Source organism: Staphylococcus sp. M0911 (genome assembly GCF_003491325.1).
Lineage (GTDB): Bacteria > Bacillota > Bacilli > Staphylococcales > Staphylococcaceae > Staphylococcus > Staphylococcus warneri_A.
On record NZ_CP022881.1, the window covers coordinates 1,607,730 to 1,627,352 of the forward strand.

Sequence of the window (19,623 nt, forward strand, 5' to 3'; positions counted from 1 at the left end):
GTTATTAACGTTACATCTTCCTTTAAAGTTTAACCTTAATTGATCGTAATGATTTCAATTAAGATGATTTATTAGATTTTTTAATTACTTTTTAGTCTTCATCTGTTTGTAAGCACGTTCAGCTGCCTTTTGTTCAGACTCTTTTTTAGTTTTACCTTGACCTTCTGCGATAGCTTGCTTTTCTAAAATAACTTCTGATGTAAATAAACGATGGTGTGCTGGACCTTCTTCTTTAATTAAGCGATAAGTGACATCACCTTTATTTTGTCTGTGTACAAATTCTTGGAATTGTGTTTTAAAATCGACTACACCATCTAATTCATCATCTTCTACGTATGGGAATATAATTTTGTCAGCAAAGTCCCATACTGTATCTAATCCTTGATCTAAATATAAAGCACCAACGAATGCTTCAAATGCATCAGAAATAAGTGAAGGACGTGTTCTACCACCTGTCTTCTCTTCGCCTTTTCCTAATAAAATCAGTTCATTTAATTTTATTTTATTTGCAAATATTACAAGTGAAGGTTCACATACGATAGTTGCTCTCATCTTTGTTAAATTACCCTCTGGTAAATCTGGGTGTTTATCAAATAGATAACGTGAAACCGTCAATTCTAATACCGCATCACCTAAAAATTCTAATCTTTCATTATGGTCTAAACGATCCATATTAAAATCATTAATAAAACTAGAATGTGAAAATGCCTGTTGATATAATTCTATATTATTATATTCAAAGCCTAGTTCATGCATTTTCTGTGCAAATTGCTCTCGAAAGTGATTAATCATTTCTGTCTTTTTATGATTGGTCATTAAATATACCTCCTCAATTAATGATATGTTAACTCTAATTTTACGTGAAATCACACCAAAACAAAAGAAAAAATCTGAGCCGACGCAATGACGACTCAGATATAGGTTTATTATTTTTCAAGACTATTGATATACTTAACAGCATCACCAACAGTGTTGATTTTTTCAGCTTCTTCATCTGGAATTTCAGTACCAAATTCATCTTCTAATTCCATTACTAATTCAGCGATATCAAGTGAGTCAGCGCCTAAATCATCTTTGAAAGATGCATCTTCAGTTACTTTATCAGCATCAACACCTAAACGGTCAACGATGATATCCTTTACTTTATCGAAGTTTTCCACGTCGATTCACCTCCTTTAAAAGCGTCTATCCATAGACTATTATATTTTCCCATTTTAGAATATAAAAAACAAGTAGAATTTGGTTGCAAGACAGAAATTCTATAGATTTCGTTGTCTTGCACCCGCAAGGTTGACTAGTTCAATCATGGCTTTTGACATGAGTGGACAGTCAACTACTGCGTTACATAAGCTTTAGCTTGTGTGTTCATCTTCTCTTTCATTAAAATGAATAGTGTTTCTTAGGGAGTAATTCTTAAATCTATTTGATTTTTTAGAATTACCCCCGTAAAGGTGACTAGGTTAGTCATAAAGTGGATAACCAGTCAACTACTACGTAATGAGCTTTAGCTCAGGTAATCCGTTCTTTATTAACCCCAACTTGCATTGCTTGTTGAATTTCTTTTTTTGAAATTCTCTTTGTTGGGGCCCCAACCCCAACTTGCATTGCTTGTTGAATTTCTTTTTTTTGAAATTCTTTTTGTTGGGGCCCCAACCCCAACTTGCATTGCTTGTTGAATTTCTTTTTTTTGAAATTCTTTTTGTTGGGGCCCCAACCCCAACTTGCATTGCTTGTTGAATTTCTTTTTTTGAAATTCTCTTTGTTGGGGCCCCAACCCCAACTTGCATTGCTTGTTGAATTTCTTTTTTTGAAATTCTTTTTGTTGGGGCCCCAACCCCAACTTGCATTGCTTGTTGAATTTCTTTTTTTGAATTTCTCTTTGTTGGGGCCCCATCCCCAACTTGCATTGCTTGTTGAATTTCTTTTTTTCAATTTCCATTTTTTAGGAGTTTGTATCATTATAGAACTGTATGTAGTTCATTACATGTACATACCGCCATTTACATGAATCGTTTGACCAGTAATGTATTTTGCTTTTTCAGAAGCTAAGAATGCAACTGTATTCGCAATATCAGTATCTTCACCAAAACGTGCTAAAGGAATTTGACCTAACATTTGTTCTTTCAAGTCATCACTTAAAGCATCAGTCATATCGGAAACAATAAAACCAGGTGCAACAGCATTTACAGTAATTCCACGTGAAGCTAACTCACGTGCAGCAGATTTAGTTAACCCTACTACACCAGCTTTAGTAGCTACGTAGTTTGCTTGACCTGGATTACCAACAGCGCCTACTACGCTTGATAAATTAATGATAGAGCCACTACGTTGTCTTAACATTTGTGGCGTAACCTTTTGGATACAATTGAATACACCTTTTAAGTTAGTATCAATCACATCATCCCATTCTTGCTCTTTCATACGCATTAATAAATTATCACGTGTTATGCCAGCATTGTTAACTAATACATCAATAGAACCAAATTGACTTACAACTTCTTTAATCATTGCTTTTACTTCGTCACCGTTAGCAACATTCGCTTGAATCGCAAAGCTTTCGACACCTTTTTCTTTAATTTCTGATACAACTGCCTCAGCTTTATCTTGGTTACCTGCATAATTGACTGCAACATTATAACCTTCCTCAGCTAATTGAATTGCTATACTACGACCAATACCTCGTGAAGCACCTGTTACTAAAGCATTTTTAGCCATTATTCATTCCATCCTTTCACATCTTCTAGTGTTTGAATTGATGTTAATTTTACGTCTCTGTTAATTTTTTTAATTAAACCAGATAATACTTTTCCTGGACCAATTTCAATAAAGTGATCGACACCTTGTTCAATTAACCATTCAGTTGATTTGATAAATTGAACTGGAGAGTATAGTTGTTTTACCATATGGTATTTGATAACCTCTGCATCAGTTTCACCTTCAGCATTATAATTTTGAACGACCGGGAACTTTGCATCATGCCATTCAAATTGATTAATATATGCCGCAAAATCTTCTTCTATAACATTCATCATTGAAGAATGGAAAGGACCTGACACAGCTAATGGTAATACACGTTTCGCTCCTAATGATTTACCTTTTTCAACTAATTCATCAATTAATGTTTTATGACCTGAAACTACGATTTGACCAGGTGAATTAATATTTGCCGGTTCAATTAATTGATCTTCTGTTGATAGTTCTTTACAAATTTTATCTACTTCGTCAAAATCTAAATCTAAAACAGCAGCCATACTACCTACACCATTAGGGAATGCTTGAGCCATAAGTTCACCACGTTTACGAACAATCTTCACGGCATCTTCAAATGATAAAACACCGCTTGCCACTAAACTTGAATACTCGCCTAAACTATGACCCATAGTATAATCTGCATCGATATGATTTAACGCTTCTAATAATGCAACACTGTGCGTTAATAAAGCTGGTTGTGTATTTTCAGTTTCACCTAATTTACCTTCTTCATCTGTAAACATTGTTTCTAATAAATCAAAATCTACTGATTCTTGTGCTGTGTTTAATACTGCAGTAGCTTTTTCATCTACATTATATAAATCTTGTGCCATTCCCACTTTTTGTGCACCTTGACCTGGGAAAATGATCGCTGTTTTACCCATTTGTTCCACCTACCGTTTCTCTCATTGTTTGTACAATTTGTTGTTCTCCCGCAATTTTAGCCTGACGGATAGCTGAATAAAACGCTTTAGCATTTGAACTTCCATGCGCTTTAACGACTGTACCATCTAAACCTAATAATACTGAACCACCATACTCTGAGTAATCCATTTTTTGAGAGAATTGATTTAAGTCTTTTTTAAGTACTAAGGCTGCTATTTTATTTTTAAAGCTACTTAATAATGTTTCTTTTAACATTTTGCCAATTGATTTAGCAGTGCCCTCTAAGTTCTTAAGTACCATATTTCCTGTAAAACCATCTGTAACGACGACGTCTACGTTACCATCCATTAATGTTTTCGCCTCAACATTACCAGTAAATTTGAAGTCATTTTGTGCTTCCATTAACTCATAAGTTTTCTTAGTTAACGTATTACCTTTAGCTGCTTCTGTACCAATATTCAATAATGAAACTGATGGTTGTTTGATGCCTCTAATTTTTTGTGCATAGATATTACCCAACTGAGCATATTGTAATAAATGTTCTGGTTTAGCATCTGCATTCGCACCTACGTCTAGGAATACAAATCCTTTACCGTCTATCGTAGGTAAAGTAACAACTAATGCTGGTCTTGATACACCTTTGATACGACCAACAATGAATAAACCTGCTGACATTAATGCCCCTGTATTACCAGCTGAAACACATCCATCCGCTTCGCCAGACTTAACCGCTTCAGCCATTTTAACCATTGAACTATCTTTTTTACGTTTAATGGCACGTACTGGTTCATCTTCCATTTCGATTTTTTCAGAGCAGTGTCTAAAATCGATACGTCCATGATTTAATGTATATTGCTCTTGATCACCGAATAAGATGATTTCTAAATCTTTAAAATCGTCGACTGCTTTTTTAACAGCTTCAAGTACGATTCCAGGTGCGTCATCTCCGCCCATCATATCTACTGCAATTTTAACCATTTAATTCATCCTCACTTATATAGAACATTTTAAATTTACCAATAAAAACTAATTTATCTTTCACATAAGAGTTTACTTCTATTAAATAATGTTTGTTAGTTTGATTGATTACGTTGGCTACTGCTTTCACTGTATCATTTAATTTTACTTTATCCAGAAATTTAACATCACTTTCTTGCGTTAATACCGTTGGATTATGTATAAGTGCAACACACAAAGAGTTGGCCTGTGCAAATAAAACATGACCACGTGCAATTTGTGATTTAGAGAAAACGGAATCGCTTGTAATTTCAATCATCGATGTAGCTGTATCATTAGGTTTCAATTGAACTAAATCACCTATAATTTCATTAGCCTCAATTGATTTAATTTGATCGTAATTGTGTTCAGCTACTAATTTTACTCGTTTTCTTAATTCTGGAATATTCAAATGTGTTCGATCAAGTCGAATGGTTTGAATACTCACTTGGAACATTTCACATAGTTCATTGTCTGTGATAAAGGGGTTGTTTTCAATGGCTTGCTGAATCGCCTGTCTACGTTCATTTTTCTTTAATTTCACATTCTCACCCCTCATTTTAGTACCAAGTCTTAAACATTCCTCACATATCATAACACTTTCTATTTCAATCCCTCAACAATTAACTATAATACATACATAAATTTATTTATTGGTTATTAAATTCCTCGTTTTAAATGATAGCATTTTATCAATCAAAGCTCATATCAAGTAAATTATCTTCGATAAAATGTCTAAGATGATCATAATTTTCATTGAAAAATTCACCAGATTGAATTAATTCACCTGCTTCGTCTCTTGCTACTTCTAACATACGATAATCTTCTACAATATTGGCAACTAAGAAATCAGGCAAACCACTTTGCTTCACACCGAAGAAATCACCTGGACCACGCATTTCTAGATCTCGTTCACTCAATTCAAACCCATCTGTTGTTTGTGTCATAATCGTCATTCTTTCGATTCCAGTTTCAGTTTTAGGCGAAGCAATGAGCACACAATAACTTTGATGTTCACTTCTACCTACTCTTCCACGTAATTGATGTAAAGTTGATAAACCGAAGCGGTCAGCATCATATATCATCATAAAAGTCGCATTAGGTACATTAACACCTACTTCAACCACTGTCGTTGAAACTAATATATCAATTTCATGTTCACTAAAACGGTGCATGACTTCATCTTTTTCTTCATTGCTTAGTTTACCGTGTAATAAACCTACTTTGTTTTCACCATAGTATTGTTGTAATGATTCAAATAGTTCTACCACATTCTGTACATCTTCTAAATGTTCAGAGCTTTCAATAAGTGGACAAATGACATAGGCTTGTCTTCCTTTTTTTAATTCACTTGTCATTTGAGTTAATACTTGTTCATATTGCTCATGCTTTGCCCAACTCGTCATAATCGGTTTTCTACCTTTAGGTAACTGTTTAATAGATGAAACGTCCATTTCTCCAAACACTGATATTGCTAATGTTCTAGGAATCGGTGTGGCTGTCATAAACAAGACATTGGTCATCGCACCTTTTTCTCTTAATTTTTGACGTTGATTCACTCCAAAACGATGTTGTTCATCCGTAATGACTAAACCAACATTGTCAAAGGCAACATCATCTTGAATTAAAGCATGTGTACCAATTAAGCAATCTATCGTTCCATTTTCAAGTTGTTCTAACAAAATACGACGTTTTTTCCCTTTGACTGATCCTGTTAATAAAGCGACATTCATTGTGTCACCGAATAATTGAATTAAACTTTCGGCATGTTGTTCAGCAAGTATTTCTGTAGGTACCATAAGTGCTGATTGGTATCCAGCTGTTTTTAAGGCATACATACATATAGCAGCTACGACCGTTTTACCTGATCCAACATCTCCTTGTAATAATCTATGCATACGAATAGGTGCTTTTAAATCTCTAAATATTTCATTAACACTCGTCTTTTGGGCATCTGTTAATTCGAACGGTAAACTATCAATAAATGATTTTACTTTTTGAATATCATAATCAATTTCTATGGCATCGTCTGACGCTTTTTCTAATCGATTCAACCATTGCATGCGTAATTCAAACATAAATAATTCTGTAAATGCATAAGTACGTCTTGCTCTAAGTAAGTCTTGTTTACCTTGGGGATGATGTAAATGATTAAGTGTAAATTCTAAAGTTTCTAATTTATACTTATTTCTGAGCTCATCTGATAACCACTCATGTATGACTACATCATTTAATGACTGACGTATATGATCACGCAATTGCTTTTGTTTAATACCTTCTTTAATACGATAAACGGGCTCTAATTGTGTATCATTAAGATTTTCCTGCTGATTAAAGAACATTCTATTACCATTTATTTCTTGTTTTGAGCGATTCCATTTCCCTTTAACCGTTACAGTACCATGTAATTCAATTTTCTTTTTTAAATAAGGTTGATTAAAAAAGACGCATTTGACTGCAATTTGATTCACCATAATATGTACAGTTAGCTTAGATTTATTTCTCCCAAAAAATGCTACTGTTGGAGAGGAGTAAACTTCACCTTGAACAGTTACAGTACTTTGGTCTTCTGCCTCGTTTAAATCTATAACAGTATTATCCTCATAACGCGTAGGTAAATATAGTATGAGATCTTCGACAGTGTTAATATTTAATTCTTGTAATACAGCTAAACGCTTCGGTCCTATACCCTTAATTTGATTTAATGGATAGGGACTTTCTATTAAATTGACTTTCGCCATATTCGATCACCTTGTTATGTATTAATCTTTAATCTATATTGTCACTTAAATAATACATTCATTCTACCATTTAGTTCCTTCAATGGTGGATTAAAACGCATTGATGTATTTTAGTTTACATAATATTTTTACGGACTATATACTATAGTATCTTAATGCTATTGTTATATGATGATTAACAAAAATAAAACGAGATAAAAGTAGTCAGAGTATTATTCTGAATATACTTTCAATCTCGTTTTATTCATTAAATATGTTTATTCAACAGCAAATAAATACTGATAAATAGGTTGTTGACCATTATGTTTTTCAATTTCAACATCTGGATACGTAGATTCTATCCATTCAACAAGTTGATCTGTTGTTTGTTGATTTGCATCTTCACCAACAATAATTGTTAAAATTTCACTATCTTCAGAAAGCATGGCTTCTAACAATTGTTTAGTAGCAGTATATTGATCAGCATCGCTTGTTATGATTTTATCTTCAACAAGACCCATAAATTCATCTTTTTTAATTTCAACACCATCAATTTTAGTGTCTCTCACTGCAAATGTAACCGAACCAGATTTAACGACATCTAATGCAGTAACCATATGACTCTTATTATCTTCTAATGAAGAACCTTCGTCATATTGGAATAAAGCTGCAATACCTTGAGGAACAGATTTTGTAGGAATCACTACTGCCTCTGCATCAACAATTTCTGCTGCTTGTTCACTGGCCATTAAAATATTTTTATTATTTGGTAAAATAATCGCACGCTTACATTCTGATTGCTCAATGACTTTAACTATATCTTCAGTAGATGGATTCATTGTTTGTCCACCACTGATAATATGTGTAGCTCCCATTGATTTAAATAAATCTGAGATACCATCACCCATAGAAATAGTAATAATAGCTGTTTCGACAGTTTGTGGTGTGTCATTTTTATGATTATTCGCTTCTTTTTTAATTACTTCACGGTGTTGCTCTCTCATATTTTCAACTTTAAGTTTAATTAATTCTCCATATTGTTGTCCGTAATTAAATACTTGTCCAGGATATTCTGTATGAACATGCACTTTAACAATTTCATCATCATTGATTACTAATAATGAATCGCCAAATTCGCTCATATCTTGACGGAATTCATCTTCTTTAAATTCTTTCTTATCTTTACCAAAACGAACCATCATTTCAGTACAATATCCATAAACAATATCTTCTGTATTAATCACGCCATGGAAATCATGCTCGTCATTAACTAACGTATCTGTATCTAATTTAGGTTTACTTGCTTCAATCGTTTCGCCATTTAAACCTTTTAAGAATCCTTCATATACAGATAATAATCCTTTACCACCACTATCTACAACGCCAACTTCTTTTAATACAGTTAGTAAATTAGGTGTATTGTCTAATGACTTTTCAGCAGCTTCAATCGTTGCTTCCATGATTTCAACACAATCTTTAGATGACTCAGCTTTATCAATAGCTGCTTGAGCTGCATCTTTAGCAACAGTTAAGATCGTCCCTTCAACTGGTTTCATTACAGCCTTATAAGCTGTTTCGACACCTGCTTGAAGACTTTCAGCTAACTGTTGTGCATCAATTTCAGATTCTGTCTCGATATTTTTACAGAATCCTCTAAATAATTGAGATAAAATAACGCCAGAGTTCCCTCTTGCACCCATTAATAAACCTTTAGAGAATGTTTTACCAAGTTCTCCAATATTTTGAGATAAATTATTTTCAACTTCCTCACGACCAGAAGTGATTGTTAGATTCATATTTGTCCCTGTATCTCCATCTGGAACTGGATATACATTAAGCGAATCCACTAAATCTGCATTATTAGATAAATTTTGTGCCCCTTGTATAATCATATCGGCAAATAATTTACCATTGATTTTGCTAATCATTTCACGTTGTCCTCCTAAATCTTTTTGCCCGTTTGGTTTAATCTAACACCTTGTACAAAGATATTAACTGAATTCACTTTTACATTAAGCGTAGACTCTAATGTATATTTAACAGTTGACTGAACATTGTTCGCCACTTCTGAAATTTTCACACCATAACTTACTATAATATACATGTCTATATCAACATTTCCGTCCTCTTCACGAACTTTGATGCCTCTTGCATAATTTTCATGGCCTAAAATTTCTGCGATGCCATCTCTTACTTGCTGTCTAGATGCCATACCAACAATGCCGTAACATTCAACAGCTTTTCCACCTACAACTGAGGCAATGACTTCATTCGAAATATCAATTTTACCGTAATCATTTGAAATTTCTAATGTCATATTAATATTCCTCCTGAAAATAAAAGTTATGTGTTTCTTGTCTTATATAGATAAGCAATCTCTTTGCTAGTCTGCATTAATTATTATTACTAATTCATTCGAATTTTTAATGTTTAAATTTCCTATTTCTTTAAAGTATCATACTATATTACTCCACAGCTTACAATTATATCATAATTTATCAAACGTTTCTGTATATAATTCATGATTTATATAACTATTTATTGCTAATCTTAAACAATTGTGGTATCTTAATAAAGTATATAAGTTGTGACGTGTATTTATATTTATTAAAGGAGGTACTTTCATGGGTAAACAATGTTACGTAACAGGTCGTAAAGCTTCGACTGGTAATAATCGTTCACACGCTTTAAATGCGAACAAACGCAGATGGAACGCTAACCTTCAAAAAGTTAGAATTCTTGTTGACGGAAAACCTAAAAAAGTTTGGGTTTCTGCACGTGCTTTAAAATCTGGTAAAGTTACTAGAGTTTAATAAATATAATGCACATATAAATAGTCCTTATGTGGAGGACATATTTTAAAAGAACTTAAAGGATATCCTTTAAGTTCTTTTTTTCTACAAGTCTTTACTTCTAATTTGTAACACAAGACCATTATGAATTTCTATTTTGGCATTAGGTTTTTCAACCTCATTAGAAATCGTTAATGTCGATCCCCTTACTAACTTTTCCTTTTCCAAATTATATTTAAATCCTGCCAACGTTAATACAGGTTCTCCACTCACGGGTATAAAGGAAACATATTGATATTGCGCATGTGGTGATATATTGTGCATACCAGAAGTCAATAGTATGATTTCATTTTGCTCATCTATTATTTTAAATTTGATACCTTTATTAATATATTCTGATTTCAACAAAATTTGAATGACACCCATAAAATGATCTAATCGACCACCAGTAGCACCATATATATGAATATCTTGATACCCCTCTTCAACAGCTTGAGCAACGCCTAAACCTAAATCTATATCATCTTTTTCAGCTTTAACAGGATGAATATTCAATTGTGTTGCTAAAAGTTGACGTTCTTGATTATTAACAGAATCAAAATCCCCCACTGAGAAAACAGGGTCAATTTGATTCTGAATTAAAATCAATGCTCCCCTATCAATACCAGCCCATGTTTCTTGAGCATGATGTTGAAATAGATCTTTAGGGATATATCTATCTGAACATAATAAATTGATTTTCATATTCAATCAGCCCTTTAACTTTTGTGTAACAGCTTGATAATCATCTTGTTTGAAGAAGTATGAACCTGTCACTAACATCGTAGCGCCATTTTTAACGCAAATTTCGGCTGTTTCTGCATTAATTCCACCATCAACTTCAATATCAAAAGTGAGTTGCTTTTCATTTTTTAAAGTATTTAATTCCAACACTTTATCCACACAATCCTCAATAAATGATTGGCCACCAAATCCAGGATTTACTGTCATAATTAAAACATAGTCCACTGCATTGATAATAGGTAAAATTTGGCTCACGGTTGTTCCCGGATTAATCACTACGCCTGCTTTTTTCCCTTTATTCTTAATTTGTTCGATAGCTCTATGGATATGTGCAGTCGCTTCTAAATGCACAGAAATTAAGTCTGCACCATGATCTGCAAAAAGTTCAATATACTGTTCTGGATTTTCAATCATCAAATGAACATCAATTGGTAACTTTGATTGTTGTCGCACAGCGTCTAAAATAGGTATGCCAATTGAAATATTTGGCACAAATTGTCCATCCATTACATCGAAATGTAAGCCATCTACACCTGCTTCTTCCAATTTAACTAATTCATCCTTTAAATTTAAAAAATCTACTGATAATAATGAAGGTAATACTTTTGTCATTTAATATCGTACCTTTCTTTCTGAAATTTCATTGAATAACTGTAAATAATGTTCATATCTAAATTGAGCAATATTCCCAACATCTAATTCTTCTTTGACTTTACATTTCGGTTCCTTTAAATGATTACAATTACGGAACTTACATTGTGTGCCATATTGTGCGATTTCGATGAAGTAATCTTTAAGTTCATCTTTATCAATATGATCAAAATCTAATGCGCTAAATCCAGGTGTATCTGCAATAAACCCATTAACTGTTTCGTGAAGTTCAACATGTCTTGTTGTATGTTTACCACGATTCAAAGATTTTGAAATATCGTTTGTATCAAGATTTAGTTCTGGTTTAAAACGATTTAAAAAGGTTGATTTACCAACACCAGATTGACCACTTAATACAATCAAACCCTCTCCCCATTCTTGTACCAAAGCATGTTGATCGTCATTAATACCAACAAATTGAGTTGAATAACCTATTTCTTCATATATAGCTAAATAACTATTGATTTTTTCAATTTGATTATCGTCAGCCATATCTTTTTTAGTAACTAATATTCTAGTATCTAAGCCGTAAGAATGTGCTATGACTAAGAATCTATCTAACAATTGAGTAGAAAACTGTGGTTCAACTGCACTCATGACTATAACTAATGTATCTATATTACTGACAGGTGGTCGTTTTAAAGCATTCTCTCTTTCATGAACATGTTGGATGTAACCTTCCGTTTCATTTTGAACATCAAAGTCAACAATATCGCCAACGATTGGTGAAAATTTCTTTTTTCTAAATAAGCCACGAGGCTTGGTATTATACCTTGTGCCATTCACATCAACTTGATAAACACCACTTATCAATTTTACAATTCGACCAGTCTTCAAAAGGACACCTCTCAATTTTATTTTACTGTTATTAGTATATCAAAATCATAACTATTTATATATCTTTCTATATATAAAAAGACGGTGAGTATTATTTTCAACTCACCGTCTGACCTGTTGTACTATATTGTATAGATTTAATCATCATATCCTACATCTTTATCTGCAACAACTTTATTATCTACTCTGATAGTATAACCAGCTGTTTTGCCTTTTTCGATTTTCATTGGAATATTGATAGATTTATTATCTTTGATTTCAAAGGATTGTATAGCCTCAGAACCATCATTATCTTTATCTCGAATATAAACTTCTACTTTTTGGCTTTTTCCTTTTTTACCAGAATAAGGTACTTCAACAGATTCATTGTAATTTTTTATGCCTTTTGCTGATGAATCCTCTGAATCATCTTCCTTAGATTTATCGTCATCAGAATCTGATTCTTTCCCCTTTGAAACGACTAATGAGATAGTAGAGCCTTCATCAATAGATTTACTCTTAGGTGATTGTGAAATAACATTGTTCTTTTTCATACTATCACTATACGTTTCAGAAACCTTTACTTTAAACCCTTTTGATTCAAGTTCTTTTTTAGCTGTAGAATATGATTTGTTTTCATAATTACTAACATAAACTTGTCTGACACCAAGTGATTCATAAATCTTTATATTATGATCATTTAATTTCACTTGTTTGTTAGCAGCAACATTTTGGTTAGCAATATAACCTTTTGGCGTATTCGCATTATAGGTTTGTTCAACAGCAACATCTTTAAGCCCTACTTTTTCAAGTTTATTCAAGGCTTCATTTTTTGATAATCCAACGACACTTGGCATTTTGACTGTTTCAGGTCCTTTTGATAAAACAATATCAATTTTGTCACCACGTTCTACACGTTCCCCTTTACCTGGACGTGACTTAATAACTTGGTTTTCAGGATATTTATTACTATAATCTCTCGAAATATCTCCAAGTTTTAATTGGTGATTTTTTAATATTTTCTCAGCTTGTTTTTCAGTTTTTCCTGATACATTTGGCATTTCCTCATATATACTACCGAATACAGCCATGCTGATAAAGGCAATCAAACCAATCAACAATAATGCGAAAATAAACGCAAATAAAAATTTCTTTTTCTTAGAACTTTTTTTACGAGGTGGCTCATAAATTGGACTTTCCATACTTTGAAATTGTTGATGGTTGACTTTTTGATCCATAATTGGAATTTGCATCGTCTCTTCAATGCTTTTTTCTTTTGGTGTATCATCTATTTTTTTAGAAATTTCATCCTTCGAAAACGACATTGTCTTTGTTTTCGTTTGATCTAACTCATATTTTTCTTCATTTGAACGATTTTCGTGTAGCGCACTACTTAAATCATCACGCATTTGTTGAATGGTACGATATCTATCTGCTCTATCTTTTTCCGTTGCTTTAAGTACAACGTTACTCAAAGCTTGTGGTACCTCTTCACGTTTTTCAGTAGTGATATTGGGAATCGTGTCCTGAATATGCTTAATGGCGATACTTACTGCTGTTTCACCATTAAATGGCGGTTCACCAACAAGCATTTCATAGAGTACAATACCTATTGAATAAATGTCAGTACCTTCATTAGTCGATTCACCTTTAGCTTGTTCAGGTGATAAGTATTGTACCGTCCCGAGCACATGGTTAGTTTGTGTCAATGATGTTTCACTAATCGCTTTAGCAATTCCAAAATCAAAGATTTTAAGTGTTTTATTTTTATCTATGAGTATATTTTGCGGTTTAATATCCCTATGTACAATTCTATTATCATGTGCATGTTTGATACCTTCAAGAATTTGTTGGGCAAATTGAATTGCTGTCTCTATACTTAAAGGTCCATGATTTTGAATATATTCAGACAATGTTGGACCTTCTATATATTCCATCACTAAAAAATAACAGTCGTCCTCTTCAGCTACATCATACATGCTCACAATATTTTTATGTGCTAATTGTGATGAATTATGCACTTCTCTTTCAAATCGACGTAGTGTTTCTTCCTTTTCTCTTGGAGGTATGGAAATCGCTTTGATAGCTACCTTGCGTTTAAGAATAAGATCTTCAGCAAGATACACAATGCTCATGCCACCTCCACCAAGTTTATCGATGACTTTGTAGCGTTCGTCAATCAGTTTATCGATCATACTCTATCACCTTCGATAGCAGATAAGATAAAACTGATATTATCTTTTGAATCATGAGCGAATGCTATACGCATGATACGCTCACCATGATCTTCTAAAGAGGCGTCTTGTTTTAATTCCTCTTGAATTTCCTCATTTCTAACATAATCTGTTAATCCATCAGAGCATAATAGTAAGAAGTCATAAAAATTTAAGCGCTTAATAAATAAGTCTGGTGACACGCGTTTATCAGTGCCCATAACTTTTGTAATAATATTTCTTTGTGGGTGACGGTATGCTTCTTCTTCTGTGATTTGACCTGTCATCACTAAATGATTGACAAAGGAGTGATCACTAGTAATTTGATCGATTTGCCTACTGTTTATAACATATGCACGAGAATCACCCACATTGGCAACGACAACAGTTTTATCAAATACTAATGCACAAACACAAGTCGTTCCCATACCATAATAATTTGGATTTTCTTGAGCATAATTGTACAAATCAAAATTAATATCTTTAATATTTGTACGCAACCATTCTTCAGCTTGATGTTCTTCTATTAAGTTTTCTGATTCAAAACGTTTTTGTAGCTCATAAGTAACAAACTGACTTGCAATTTCACCAGCTCTATGACCACCCATACCATCACACAAAACTAACATTTGTTGGTTGGTTTGGTTATAAAAAATACCACCTGCATCTTCATTCTTATCTCTATGTTGTCCAGTATCAGTGAAAAATTGTGCATTTAGCATTGCTCTTACCTCGTTTCTACTTGTCGTTCCTTCGCTCTTAATTGACCACATGCTGCATCAATATCTGACCCTTGTTCACGTCTTATTGTAGCATTGATGCCTAATCGTTTTAACTCTTTTTCAAATTTAAAAATGTCATCTTTAGGTGTTTTAACATAATTTCTTTCTGGAACATGGTTCACAGGTATTAAATTCACGTGACAATTTAACCCTTTAATGAGATGCGCTAAATCTCTTGCATGTTCCAATTGATCATTCACACCGCCGAATAAGCCATATTCAAATGTAATTCGTCGATTCGTCTTCTCTTGATAATATTCAATGGCTTCCATTAACTTTTCAACATTATATGCTCTGTTAATCGGCATTAATCTTGAACGCACTTCATCTTTTGCGCCATGTAAACTAACGGCAAAGTTAATTTGAATATCTTCCTCTGCGAAATCATAGATTCTAGGAATAATACCTGATGTTGATACAGTAATATGACGTGCACCTATATTTAAACTATTATCATCATTGACAATTCGCAAGAAATCCATCATTTCGTCATAATTTTCAAATGGCTCTCCGATTCCCATAATAACGATTTGAGAGACACGCTCTTCAGTTTCATCTAACGCCTTTTGTACAGTAAGCACTTGTGAAACAATTTCACCTGCTTCTAAATTACGTTTTAATCCTCCTAATGTTGAGGCACAGAATGTACAACCGATACGACAACCTACTTGCGTTGTTACACATACAGAATTCCCATATTCATGACGCATTAATACTGTCTCAATTGTATATCCATCTTGCAATTCAAATAAGAATTTAATTGTACCGTCTCTACTTTCTTGTTTAACTACAGTAGTTAATGTTGTCATAGCAAAGTTATCTTTTAAAAGTTGTCTTAAATCTTTAGATAAATTCGTCATTTCATCAATACTATCAACACGTTTTTGGTATAACCATTCAAATATTTGTTTTGCTCTGAACTTTTGTTGGCCATGTTCGATAAGCCAATTTTGCATTTCATCATATCTTAATGAATAAATAGACTGCTTCTCAAAATCAGGAAGGAATTTATTTTTCTTTTTCTTTTTATCAGTAATCATTTTAACTTTCCTTTCTTTTAATTCTAGCGATAAAGAATCCATCTGAGTGGTAGTCTTGAGGGAATACTTGTAATGTCTTCACCATTTCCCCTGTCATTGGGTGTTGGAATGGTTCGAATTCGAAATCTTTATTTTGTTTTAAAAATGTATAGACAACATTTTCGTTTTCCATTTGTTCAATCGTACATGTTGAATAAATAATTGAGCCACCTGGCTTCACGTTATGCTTAACATTCTCCACTATTTGTAATTGCAATTCAACTAATGATTGTATAGAATTTTTCGACTGCGTGTATTTTATTTCAGGTTTATGTCTTAATACACCAAAGCCACTACAAGGTGCATCTACTAGAATCTTGTCATATTGATTATTATAAGGTTTGGTTGCATCATGTTGATAAGCTTTAATATTTTTCAATCTAAGCTTTCTTATATTGAAATCTATTAATTTAATTTTATGGTCATGGATATCAGTTGCATCCACATGTCCCTCCGGAGATAAAATTTCGGCGATGTGACACGCTTTTCCTCCTGGTGCACTACATGCATCAAGGACTGAATCATCTCTGTTTAAGCCCATAATATGTGCAACAAACATAGAACTTTTATCTTGAATTGAAACTAAACCATCCTTAAATGCTCTTGAATTAACAATCGGTTTGCCTGAAATATGGAGACAAAATGGTAACACATCATCTCGTTCAACAGTATAATTCTCTTTCTCTAATGCACTAATAATGTTATCAATAGAACCTCTCGTAATATTTGCTCTAACAGTGGTTGCTACTGGCTCTAAAAATGACTGTGCAATTGCTTCTGTTTGTTCTAAACCGTAATGTGTTACCCAATGATCAACAAGCCATTTTGGTAAACTATATTGAATGGCGATACGTTTTTTATCATCTTGTATATCTTTAACATCAGGCAATTCACTTCTCATGATTGTACGTAGAATACCATTAACCACATTGCCGGTATAATAGCCGCCTTCTTCTTTTGCAATCTCAACCGCTTCATTAATAATGGCATGATTCGGTACCTTATCTAAATATACATATTGATAGATACTCATCCATAACAACTCACGTACCCAACCTTTTATCTTAGTTTTTAAGAAAGGCTTCAAATAAAAATCTAACGTGTATTTGCGTTTAACAGTCCCATATACAAGTTCAGTGAAAAGACCTTTATCTAAATCACTAATCTCATAAGTAGAGAGTACTTCATTGATTTCTAGATTGCTATATGCACCTTCATCTAATATTGCCTGTATTGTCTCAAATGCGAGACCTCTTATCGAATTTGTCATACTAATTTCTTCCCAACTAGTGATTCTTGAACACCACTTAAATAATTTGCTACTTGCATACGTTTTTTACCGGCTAATTGTATATCAGTTAGTGCAATACATTCATCTGAAGCTGTTGCAACAACAATTGCTTTTTTAGTCGTTTCTACAATCGTTCCAGGTTCTCCTTGTTTACCAGAAACGATGTGCGCACTATATATTTTTAAATTTTTATCATCCATGATGGTATAAGCTACTGGCCAAGGAGATAAGCCACGAATATGATTATGAATTACCTGTGCATCTTGGTTCCAATTAATTTTTTCATCTTCACGACTAATATTAGAAGCAAATGAAGCTTGAGCTTCATCTTGAACAATACTATCGTTTGTACCATTTAAGATAGACGGTAAAGTTTCTTTAAGTAAATCAGCACCTAAAAAACTTAGCTTATCATGCATAGAACCAACATTATCATCTTGTTCAATTGCAATTGCACGTTGTGAAATAATATTTCCTGCATCTAATTTTTTCACCATATACATGATCGTGATTCCTGTTTCTCTTTCACCATCAATAATCGCTTGGTGAATCGGTGCACCGCCACGATATTTAGGTAATAAAGATGCATGTACATTAATAGCACCTAATTTAGGTGAATCTAATAAAGATTCAGGTAAGATTTGCCCAAATGCAGCTGTAACAATTAAATCAGCATCCATGTCTAATAAAGTTTGTAATTCATCAGAATCTTTTATTTTTTCAGGTTGATATACTGGTATATCATGCTCTAATGCTACTTTTTTAACTGGTGGTGGTGTCATGACACGTTTTCTACCTACTGGTCTATCTGGTTGCGTTACTACTGCAACTACTTCTTGTTCTGCGATTAGCATTTCTAATACTTTTGTCGAAAAATCAGGTGTCCCCATAAAAATTATTTTACTCATATTCGAAATACGCCTCCATTTCTTCTTCACTTAGTATACGTTTAGCCTTTTCTGTGAAAAATATGCCATTGAGTTGATCTATCGTATGTAAAATCATTCTAGCTACATCATCATATGCTGTAAGTTCAACAGTATTCCCATTGATATCATTACTTTCTACAACAATCATTTTGCTACGTTCAACTTCACCAAACACATTTGGCAAACTGACTGACCCTTCTAAATCAGTAATGGTTTCTTCAGATTGTTTTTTTATTTTCGGGTTAATCAGTTGTAGCAATCCTTCCATTTCCATATCTACAATCGCTACTTGTTGGTTAATGCCAATTTGATTAGCACTGAGTGCAGACCCTTCCAAAGCATATAGACTATCTTCTGCATCTATTAACGTTTGCTTTAATTGATCATCAAAATGTTTAACTGGATTTGCAGGTTGATTAAAAATTGGATGTTCTGATTTTACTAATTTTTTTACTGACACATTTAACGCTCCTCATTAAAATTCATCAAACCATTATAACTTAATTAGCACAAAATTGCGACCTCTCCTAATCAGACTATAGGATGAGGTCAATGTCTTTGACTTTAATATTATATTTTATAAAATATAAATGAGTAGTATGTTTTGAAAATAGAAAAGTCTTTCAAAATCATTAATTTATTTTTTATAAAGTGAGGTGTAACCATTATGGAAGTCAATAAAGTCATTTACATTTTATTAGCAGTGTTTTTAGGAAGCTTTGGAATTCATAAATTCTATGCTGGTAAAACGATGCAAGGCATCTTACACATCTTATTCTGTTGGACAGCGATTCCTCATGTATTAGCAATTATTAGTGCTATTCTAACATTATTCAAGCCTGCAGATGAAAATGGTAATGTGACAATGTAATTTAGCATTGCACTACAACCTAACAAATAAAGCCATTGTGTGTCATCTTTATGTCACACAATGG

Annotated in this window: 21 protein-coding genes; 2 read left to right on the plus strand and 19 right to left on the minus strand. The window is 33.1% G+C overall.

From position 1 onward, the window contains the following. Positions 1-84: 84 nt before the first annotated feature. From rnc to ssp1_RS07780, 10 genes are all read right to left on the minus strand, one after another. Positions 85-816: a ribonuclease III gene (rnc, locus tag ssp1_RS07735; RefSeq protein WP_002450578.1), complete on the minus strand. Its 732-nt coding sequence runs from the start codon at positions 814-816 to the stop codon at positions 85-87. 110 nt (positions 817-926) lie between these two features. After that, complete coding sequence (locus tag ssp1_RS07740; RefSeq protein WP_001830184.1) at positions 927-1,160, minus strand: acyl carrier protein; 234 nt, start codon at positions 1,158-1,160, stop codon at positions 927-929. Positions 1,161-1,509: 349 nt separating this feature from the next. Further along, the gene (locus ssp1_RS07745) at positions 1,510-1,959 is read right to left on the minus strand and encodes a hypothetical protein (RefSeq protein ID WP_162886116.1); all 450 of its coding nucleotides are present in this window, start codon (positions 1,957-1,959) and stop codon (positions 1,510-1,512) included. 21 nt (positions 1,960-1,980) lie between these two features. Next, on the minus strand, positions 1,981-2,715 hold the full coding sequence (gene fabG / locus ssp1_RS07750) for a 3-oxoacyl-[acyl-carrier-protein] reductase (protein ID WP_002450579.1): 735 nt from the start codon (positions 2,713-2,715) through the stop codon (positions 1,981-1,983). Further along, a complete protein-coding gene (gene fabD / locus ssp1_RS07755) occupies positions 2,715-3,635 on the minus strand; it encodes an ACP S-malonyltransferase (protein ID WP_075779041.1) in 921 nt (306 codons plus the stop codon). Before fabD ends, fabG begins: the two co-directional genes overlap by 1 nt. Beyond that, complete coding sequence (plsX, locus tag ssp1_RS07760) at positions 3,628-4,614, minus strand: phosphate acyltransferase PlsX (RefSeq protein WP_107532453.1); 987 nt, start codon at positions 4,612-4,614, stop codon at positions 3,628-3,630. The genes fabD and plsX overlap by 8 nt, the downstream gene beginning before the upstream one ends. Beyond that, a complete protein-coding gene (fapR, locus tag ssp1_RS07765) occupies positions 4,607-5,176 on the minus strand; it encodes a transcription factor FapR (protein WP_002450582.1) in 570 nt (189 codons plus the stop codon). The genes plsX and fapR overlap by 8 nt, the downstream gene beginning before the upstream one ends. Before the next feature lie 148 nt (positions 5,177-5,324). Continuing rightward, a complete protein-coding gene (recG, locus tag ssp1_RS07770; RefSeq protein WP_107535787.1) occupies positions 5,325-7,373 on the minus strand; it encodes an ATP-dependent DNA helicase RecG in 2,049 nt (682 codons plus the stop codon). 257 nt (positions 7,374-7,630) lie between these two features. Then, complete coding sequence (gene fakA, locus ssp1_RS07775) at positions 7,631-9,280, minus strand: fatty acid kinase catalytic subunit FakA (RefSeq protein ID WP_118828174.1); 1,650 nt, start codon at positions 9,278-9,280, stop codon at positions 7,631-7,633. A 14-nt stretch (positions 9,281-9,294) separates the two neighbouring features. After that, positions 9,295-9,669: an Asp23/Gls24 family envelope stress response protein gene (locus tag ssp1_RS07780; RefSeq protein WP_002466916.1), complete on the minus strand. Its 375-nt coding sequence runs from the start codon at positions 9,667-9,669 to the stop codon at positions 9,295-9,297. Positions 9,670-9,976: 307 nt separating this feature from the next. Here ssp1_RS07780 and rpmB point away from each other — a divergent pair, with 307 nt between their 5' ends. Next, positions 9,977-10,165 (plus strand): 50S ribosomal protein L28, encoded by a 189-nt coding sequence (rpmB, locus tag ssp1_RS07785; RefSeq protein ID WP_002435210.1) that lies wholly within the window; start codon positions 9,977-9,979, stop codon positions 10,163-10,165. A gap of 84 nt (positions 10,166-10,249) precedes the next feature. Here rpmB and ssp1_RS07790 read toward each other — a convergent pair whose 3' ends face one another. The 9 genes from ssp1_RS07790 to ssp1_RS07830 form a co-directional block, all read right to left on the minus strand. Beyond that, positions 10,250-10,888, minus strand: a complete 639-nt coding sequence (locus ssp1_RS07790) for a thiamine diphosphokinase (protein ID WP_118828175.1) — start codon at positions 10,886-10,888, stop codon at positions 10,250-10,252. Positions 10,889-10,894: 6 nt separating this feature from the next. Continuing rightward, a complete protein-coding gene (gene rpe / locus ssp1_RS07795; protein WP_107536100.1) occupies positions 10,895-11,539 on the minus strand; it encodes a ribulose-phosphate 3-epimerase in 645 nt (214 codons plus the stop codon). Further along, a complete protein-coding gene (gene rsgA / locus ssp1_RS07800) occupies positions 11,540-12,415 on the minus strand; it encodes a ribosome small subunit-dependent GTPase A (RefSeq protein WP_049424982.1) in 876 nt (291 codons plus the stop codon). Between the two features lie 137 nt (positions 12,416-12,552). Then, positions 12,553-14,589, minus strand: a complete 2,037-nt coding sequence (gene pknB, locus ssp1_RS07805) for a Stk1 family PASTA domain-containing Ser/Thr kinase (protein WP_075779034.1) — start codon at positions 14,587-14,589, stop codon at positions 12,553-12,555. Further along, on the minus strand, positions 14,586-15,329 hold the full coding sequence (locus ssp1_RS07810) for a Stp1/IreP family PP2C-type Ser/Thr phosphatase (protein WP_002450590.1): 744 nt from the start codon (positions 15,327-15,329) through the stop codon (positions 14,586-14,588). The genes pknB and ssp1_RS07810 overlap by 4 nt, the downstream gene beginning before the upstream one ends. 5 nt (positions 15,330-15,334) lie before the next feature. Beyond that, a complete protein-coding gene (gene rlmN, locus ssp1_RS07815) occupies positions 15,335-16,429 on the minus strand; it encodes a dual-specificity RNA methyltransferase RlmN (protein ID WP_002450591.1) in 1,095 nt (364 codons plus the stop codon). 1 nt (position 16,430) lies between these two features. Next, the gene (gene rsmB / locus ssp1_RS07820; RefSeq protein ID WP_075779033.1) at positions 16,431-17,738 is read right to left on the minus strand and encodes a 16S rRNA (cytosine(967)-C(5))-methyltransferase RsmB; all 1,308 of its coding nucleotides are present in this window, start codon (positions 17,736-17,738) and stop codon (positions 16,431-16,433) included. Continuing rightward, positions 17,735-18,667, minus strand: coding sequence for a methionyl-tRNA formyltransferase (gene fmt / locus ssp1_RS07825; protein WP_075779032.1), 933 nt, complete (start codon positions 18,665-18,667; stop codon positions 17,735-17,737). Before fmt ends, rsmB begins: the two co-directional genes overlap by 4 nt. After that, positions 18,660-19,148 carry a peptide deformylase gene (locus ssp1_RS07830; protein ID WP_107536099.1) on the minus strand — a complete coding sequence of 163 codons (489 nt, stop codon included), beginning with the start codon at positions 19,146-19,148 and terminating at the stop codon, positions 18,660-18,662. Before ssp1_RS07830 ends, fmt begins: the two co-directional genes overlap by 8 nt. Positions 19,149-19,355: 207 nt before the next feature. Here ssp1_RS07830 and ssp1_RS07835 point away from each other — a divergent pair, with 207 nt between their 5' ends. Next, a complete protein-coding gene (locus tag ssp1_RS07835; RefSeq protein ID WP_002450595.1) occupies positions 19,356-19,559 on the plus strand; it encodes a TM2 domain-containing protein in 204 nt (67 codons plus the stop codon). Positions 19,560-19,623 lie beyond the last annotated feature (64 nt).